At 63.3% G+C, this 6785-nt stretch carries 6 protein-coding genes and 1 other RNA gene; 3 read left to right on the top strand and 4 right to left on the bottom strand.

Annotation, left to right across the window (positions count from 1 at the left end; translation table 11 throughout):
- Positions 1-87 precede the first annotated feature (87 nt).
- A complete protein-coding gene (locus BVH01_RS19310) occupies positions 88-744 on the top strand; it encodes an IS3 family transposase (RefSeq protein ID WP_371915612.1) in 657 nt (218 codons plus the stop codon).
- 288 nt (positions 745-1032) lie between these two features.
- Positions 1033-1719, top strand: a complete 687-nt coding sequence (locus BVH01_RS19305; RefSeq protein WP_075931856.1) for an NYN domain-containing protein — start codon at positions 1033-1035, stop codon at positions 1717-1719.
- Between the two features lie 89 nt (positions 1720-1808).
- Here the strand turns inward: BVH01_RS19305 and ssrA are convergent.
- From ssrA to BVH01_RS19285, 4 genes are all read right to left on the bottom strand, one after another.
- Positions 1809-2200, bottom strand: a transfer-messenger RNA (tmRNA) gene (gene ssrA, locus BVH01_RS19300).
- Positions 2201-2304: 104 nt separating this feature from the next.
- On the bottom strand, positions 2305-2580 hold the full coding sequence (locus tag BVH01_RS19295) for a hypothetical protein (protein WP_075931855.1): 276 nt from the start codon (positions 2578-2580) through the stop codon (positions 2305-2307).
- A gap of 155 nt (positions 2581-2735) precedes the next feature.
- Entirely contained in the window at positions 2736-3620 is an 885-nt protein-coding gene (locus BVH01_RS19290; protein WP_075931854.1) for a cation diffusion facilitator family transporter, read from the bottom strand.
- Between the two features lie 59 nt (positions 3621-3679).
- A complete protein-coding gene (locus tag BVH01_RS19285) occupies positions 3680-4099 on the bottom strand; it encodes a polyribonucleotide nucleotidyltransferase (protein ID WP_075931853.1) in 420 nt (139 codons plus the stop codon).
- A gap of 151 nt (positions 4100-4250) precedes the next feature.
- On the opposite strand from BVH01_RS19285, the gene hrpB reads away from it, so the two are divergent.
- Positions 4251-6782 carry an ATP-dependent helicase HrpB gene (gene hrpB / locus BVH01_RS19280; RefSeq protein WP_075931852.1) on the top strand — a complete coding sequence of 844 codons (2532 nt, stop codon included), beginning with the start codon at positions 4251-4253 and terminating at the stop codon, positions 6780-6782.
- The last annotated feature ends 3 nt before the right edge of the window (positions 6783-6785 follow it).

Here is a 6785-nt window from a genome sequence, read left to right as displayed (position 1 = left end):
ATGGCGAATCGGCGTCTGAGCAAGGAGATCCGCGCCATCCACCGCGAGGTGAATGGAATCTATGGCCATCGCCGAATCTAGGCCGAGTTGGCGGCCATGGGGTATGTGTGTGGTCGACACCGAGTAGCTCGACTGATGCGCGAAGCCGGTCTGCGCGTTCGTTCGCGTAAGCGCTGGCGGCTGGTTTCCAGCAGTCGTCATGCTCTGGCGATTGCCCCGAATCACCTGGATCGCCAGTTCGCCTCGGATCGCGCTAATCGGCACTGGGTCTCGGACATGACCTACGTGCGGACGGCCCAAGGCTGGCTGTATCTGGCCGTCGTGCTCGATCTTTTTTCACGTGCTGTCGTCGGTTGGGCGATGCACCATCGGATGCAGCAGGCTCTGGTACACGCCGCGCTGGAGATGGCCGTGGCTCGCCGACAGCCGCAAACCGAGGTACTGCTGCACTCGGATCGTGGCAGCCAATACTGCGCGTACGATTACCAGGCCTTGCTGCGGCGACATCGCATCGTGCCCAGCCATTCTCGCCCGGGGAACTGCTGGGACAACGCAGCGATGGAGAGCTTCTTTCGTTCGCTGAAGACCGAGCGGGTGTACCTGACCCGCTACGCCAGCTACCAGGAGGCGAAAACCGACCTGTTCGACTACATCCGCTTTTACAATCACCGCCGCCGCCACTCGACACTGGGCTATCTCAGTCCGATGGAGTTTGAGCGGCGAAATACGAGCAGTCGCTCTTAACTACCTGTCCATTAGCTCCGGGACAGACCTTCTGGCGGAAGCGGTGAAGCTGAGCCCGTTGGTAGGTGTTTCGCTGGTTGGTTCTGATGAGAAAAGCGGGCTAGGGTAAGCGTCAGTGTTGTTCGCGGCTGTCCGGCCCTGTCCGTACGAACTCTTGTATAACCTCGGTTATTGCGCGATACTTCGCTCACGACTCAACCCTTGGCGGGCCGATTTAGTTCAGCCTTAGCCTCGGGTGAAGAAACCGGCCCCTAAAGCCGGTTTTTTCGTTTCTAGGGATAGGGCATTGTGCGTACAGCTTTCTTCGTAGACGGCTACAACCTCTATTACGGCGTTCTGCATGGCTCCGACCACAAATGGTTGGATCTGACTGCGTTACTAACTGCCGTTCTTCACGTCCAGGATCCTGCGTCTGTACCAGCGTCCATCGACTACTTCACTTCGCCTGTCATTGCCCGCCTCGCCACTCGTGGTCAAGCCTTGAATGATGCGCAGCATCGTTACATCCGCGCTCTACAGGCGAGAGGTGTTTCTGTTACCCAGGGCAATCATCGTTTGGCTAAGGGGTACGCTCCCCGGTACGTCGAAGGGCAGAAGGCGTCTCGAAAGGATCAGGTTGCTGTCTGGCAGCTCGAAGAGAAAGAGACAGACGTGAACATCGCGCTGGGAATGTACCGTGCGGCTTGCCGCGCAGAGCAGTTGCAAATAGAACAGATCATTCTGGTTTCAGGTGATACCGATCTTGCGCCTGCCCTAGCCGCGATTCGCCAAGACTTCCCGCATATCCGGCTAGGCGTGATTCTTCCCCATAGGCAAGAAGGCAATGAGCTTGTGCGTAATCCGCCTGGCTCATTGAAGCGGCACGCGGACTGGATGCGCACCTACATAACTGATGAGGAGCTTTCCTCTTGCCAGCTTCCGGTCAAGGTGCCGCTACTCAAGAAGCCAGCAATCATTAAGCCGGATTATTGGTAGCTGTGACACTTTTGGGACAGTCGCAATCCCAGAAAACCAAAAGCCCCTGAAAATCTCTAGGATAATCAGGGGCTTATGGTGTTTCGATTTGGTGGAGCCGGGGGGATTTGAACCCCCGTCCGCCAGTTCTCCACTGTCGGTACTACATGCTTAGCCGTGTCTATTGAGTTAACCCTCAGCCGCCCGACGGGCAGGGTGCATTGGGCGAGTTGTGTAAGTTTTAGCCACTTTGTCCACAACGTACTACGCGGCGATCCTGTTCTGCATGACAATCACTTCGGGTTTACAGGCATCCCCTAGTGATCGCTGGAGCCGAAGCTACCAGAAGGACTAGTCGCGCCGCTTACGCAGCGAGAGCGTAGCCCTCGTAGTTTTCGTCATTGGCAACTATAGAAAGTTGCAACAGTGGATTTACGACTTCTGTTACCAAGTCGGCATGCACCTCGAGCTTCGCCACCGGCGTCGAATCCTAATCGGCCCCGAAACTTGCGAGACGCGCAGTGTACGCCAAAAGGGTTCGTGGCGTCGACCCGGGCTACACGGCGCGCTCGCAAACAGGCCGGCGTTGAGCCGGCCCGTCAGCTATCAGCTGGTGGCGCCGCTGCCATCATCACCCGGCGCGTCGAGCAGTTGCAGTGCACGCTCGGCGTGGCTGCCGCAAGCTTCGAGGTCGCCAGCAGCCTGGGCGTCGGTGGCTTCTTTCTTGGCGTCTGCAACCTGCTGCTTGAGCGGCTCGGGCAGGGTGGCTTTGGCGGCCACGGCATTGTCGAGTTTCTGCAGGTTGACGGTGCACAGGTCATCAGCTGCGAAGGCCGGTGCGGCCAGTACGGCGGCAATGACGAACATGGATACGCGCTTCATGTGGTAATCCTCTCATCACGAATAGATTCCCGGTGCCGCTCTGGTTGAGGGTGAGGGGAGCCGGGAGCGTCCCACCCAAATCGTTTGGGCTTAGTGAAGCTGACTGGCCTTTCGCGATGACGGTTCACTGTTTTTCTGATGGCGCATCGCCTGCCTCAAATCGGTGCGACTTCGACCGGGTCGGCATGCACCAGCACCTCGGCCTGGGCGAATTCGCTGCGGATGGCGTCCTCCACTTGTTCGCACAGTGCGTGTGCTTCGGTGAGGCTGAGACTGCCGGGCAGATCGACGTGCAACTGCACGAACCAGTGAGTACCGGACAGGCGTGTGCGCAGGTCGTGAATGCCGACGACGCCAGGAACGGTGCAGGCCAGCTCGCCCATGCGCGTGCTGACTTCGGACGCCAGTTCCTGATCCATCAACACGCTGACCGACTGGCGTGCGATGCTCACCGCGCTCCACAAGATGTAGGCCGCGATGCCGATGGCGAACAGCGCGTCGCCCTGTTGCCAGCCGAGATAGGCGAGCAGCAGCGCAAGGAGGATGCCGCCATTGAGCAGCAGGTCGGAGCGGTAGTGCAGCGAGTCGGCATGGATGGCGGTGGAGCCAGTCTTGCGCACCACGTGGTGCTGGAATATCAGCAGGGCGACCGTCAGTGCCATGGACAGCAGCATCACCGCGATGCCCAGGCTCTGAGCGGTCAGCGGCTCAGGCTGGCGCAGGCGCTCGAAGCCCTGCACGGCGACCAGGATGGCACTGGCGCCGATGAACAGCGCCTGGCCCAAACCCGCAAGTGCCTCGGCCTTGCCGTGGCCAAAACGGTGATCATCGTCGGCGGGGCGCAGGGCGATGTTCACGGCGATCAGGTTGAGCAACGAGGCGGCGCTGTCGAGCAGCGAATCGGTGAGGCCGGCGAGCAGGCTGACCGAGCCGCTGGCCCACCAGGCGATCGCTTTGCACAACACCAGGGTCAGCGCCACGCAGAGTGCGGCGGCGGTGGCCTGGCGCATCAGGCGGGCGTGCTGGCGGTCGAGGGTCATTGGCAATCCATGCACGATGGCGGGCTGAGCCCGTCATCACTGACGGGCTGCGGGAGGAATCAGGCGGAGGGGCGCAGGCCGTAGGCCGCCAATTGCTCGGTGCTGCCGCTGTGCTGGATCAGGCGTGGGTCGTCGAGCGGCAGGTTGTGGCCGGTCTGGGTTTCGATCAGCGCCTTGAGCTTGGCGGTGTCGACCTTGCCGTCCGCGTCCACCACGTTTTTCAGGGACTGCGTATCGACCTGTGCGGTGGTGCCGCCTGGCAGGTAGATGGCGCCGGTGGCGAAGTCGACGCCAAAAGCGATCAGCCCGGGAATCACGTAGAAGAGAATGCCGATGGCGTTCAGGCCGGCGACGAGGGGGTCGATCCGGCCCTCGATCTGGCCGCGGCGATCAGGGAAGAAGATGGTGCCGCAAGCGGACAGTTGAGTGACCAATGTAACGGCGAGAACGCCGCCGATAACGCGGGATTTCGTGCGCATCGAGCACCTCCAGAAAAAGTGGACGCCACTATAGCAAGGCGAGCATTGCAAAGCTGCTGCGGCACTTCAACACGCAGCCTTCGACGGTATATGACCGGGCAAGCATGGCGGCAGTTCGCCGTTATAATCGCCGGCCTGAACTGGAGCCCCGATGAACAGCCTGCCGATCGATTCCCTGCTGCCCGACCTGTGCCGCGCCCTGGCCGACCGTGATGAAGTGGTGCTCGAGGCGCCGCCCGGTGCTGGCAAGACCACCCGCGTGCCGCTGGCCGTGCTCGACCAGCCATGGTTGGCCGGGCAGCGCATCATCATGCTCGAGCCGCGGCGCCTGGCAGCCCGTGCTGCGGCCGAGCGGCTGGCCAGTGAGCTGGGGGAAAAGGTTGGCGAAACGGTGGGCTATCGCATCCGCCTGGACAGCAAGGTGGGGCCTAACACGCGCATCGAGGTGGTGACCGAGGGCATTCTCGCGCGGCGGTTGCAGGACGACCCGGCGCTGGAAGGCGTCGGGCTGGTGATTTTCGACGAGTTTCACGAGCGCAGCCTGGATGCCGACCTGGCCCTGGCGCTGACCCTCAATGGTCGGGCGATGTTTCGTGGTGCCGACAGTGGCGAGGCGCCGCTCAAAGTGTTGCTGATGTCCGCGACCCTGGAAGGCGAGCGCTTGGCTGGTTTGTTGGGTAACGCGCCAGTGCTGCGCAGCGAAGGGCGCATGTTCCCCGTAGACATCCGCTGGGGCGCGCCCTGGCAGGCGGGGGAGTGGCTGGAGCCCAGAGTGCTGCAAACGGTATTGCAGGCGTTGGACGACGAGCCCGGCAGCCTGCTGGTGTTTCTGCCCGGCCAAGCGGAGATTCGCCGCGTGGCTGAGCAACTGGAGGAAACACTGGGCGGGCGCAGCGACGTTCGCGTCTGTCCGCTGCATGGCGAGCTGGAACTGTCGGCCCAGCGTGCGGCTATCGAGCCGGCGCCATCCGGGCTGCGCAAAGTGGTGCTGGCCACCAACATCGCCGAGACCAGCCTGACCATCGACGGCGTACGCGTGGTGGTCGACGCTGGGCTGGCGCGGGTGCCGCGTTTCGACCCCGGCAGCGGCATGACGCGCCTGGACACTGCGCGTATTTCCCGCGCTTCGGCCACCCAGCGCGCGGGCCGTGCCGGGCGTCTGCAACCGGGTGCCTGCTATCGGCTATGGTCCCAGGCCCAGCACGAGCACTTGCCTGCGTATAGCGCAGCGGAAATTCTCCAGGCCGACCTGGCGGGCCTGGCGTTACAGCTGGCGCGCTGGGGCGTCGAAGTGGATGAGTTGGTCTGGCTCGACCCGCCGCCCGCTGCCGCCTACGCCCAGGCGCGCGATCTGCTGCAGCGCCTCGGCGCGCTCGACGAACGTGGTGTGTTGACTGCCCACGGTCAGGCCATGGCCGAGCTGCCGGCTCATCCGCGCATCGCTCATCTGTTGCTGCGTGGCCAGGCGCTCGGGCTTGGTGAGATGGCCTGCGACCTGGCGGCTCTGCTGGGGGAGCGCGACATTCAGCGAGGTGGCGGGGCCGACCTGCACAGTCGCCTGGCGCTGCTGTCGGGCGAGAGCCGGGCGACGCGTGGCGCCAATGGCGGCGTGCAGCGTGCGCGACAATTGGCCAAACAGTTTCAAGGATATTTGCGCCGGATGCCGGTCAGCGAGGCGGTCAGCGACCCCGAGCATGGCCGCTGGCTGGGCGCACTGCTGGCGTTCGCCTACCCGGATCGCATTGCCCGTCAGCGCCGTGAGGGCGGCGCCGAATATCGACTGGCCAATGGTCGCGCGGCGCAGTTTACCGAGGCCGATGGGCTGATGAAGCATACCTGGCTTGTGGTGGCCGACCTGGGCAGTCGCCTGGGCCAGCGTGAGGAGCGCATCTATCTGGCTGCCGAACTGGAGCCAGCACTGTTCGACTCGGTGCTGGCCGAACAGGTGAGCAGCCAGGATCTGCTCGAATGGGATGAGCGCGAAGGCGTACTGCGTGCCGAGCGGCAGCGCAAGGTTGGTGGCCTGGTGCTGAGCAGCGAGGCCTTGCCGGGGCTGGATGCCGAAGCACGTACCAGCGCGTTGATCGGCCTGGTACGGCGCAAAGGGCTGGCGCTGCTGCCGTGGACGCCGGAGCTGCGCCAGTGGCAGGCGCGGGTGATGCTGCTGCGTGAGCTGGAGCTGCAGCAGGGCAGCAGCGAATGGCCGGATGTATCGGATGCAGCGCTGCTGGATACCTTGGAAACCTGGTTGGCACCCTACCTGGGCAAAGTCACCCGGCTCAGCCATTTTGGCAATCTCGACCTGCATGCGATGCTGCAAACCATGCTGCCCTGGCCGTTGCCGCAGCGCCTGGACGAGTGGGCACCGCGCAGCATCGCCGTGCCGTCCGGCTCACGTATCGGTGTGGATTACAGCGAGCATCCGCCGGTGTTGGCGGTGCGGCTGCAGGAGCTGTTCGGCCTGGCCGAGACGCCGCGAATCGCCAATGGTCGTCAGCAGGTGCTGCTGCACTTGCTGTCCCCGGCGCGTCGACCGGTGCAGGTGACCCAGGACCTGGCCAACTTCTGGCGCACCACTTACGCCGAGGTGAAGAAGGATTTGAAGGGGCGCTACCCGAAGCATTACTGGCCGGACGATCCGCTGATCGCCGAGCCCACCGCGCGGGCCAAGCCGCGCAAGTAGCGA

Origin of the sequence: Pseudomonas sp. PA1(2017) (assembly GCF_001945375.1) — a bacterium.
Taxonomy (GTDB): domain Bacteria; phylum Pseudomonadota; class Gammaproteobacteria; order Pseudomonadales; family Pseudomonadaceae; genus Aquipseudomonas.
Note: the sequence above shows the minus strand (reverse complement) of the source record. Positions and strands in the feature narration are given on the sequence as shown.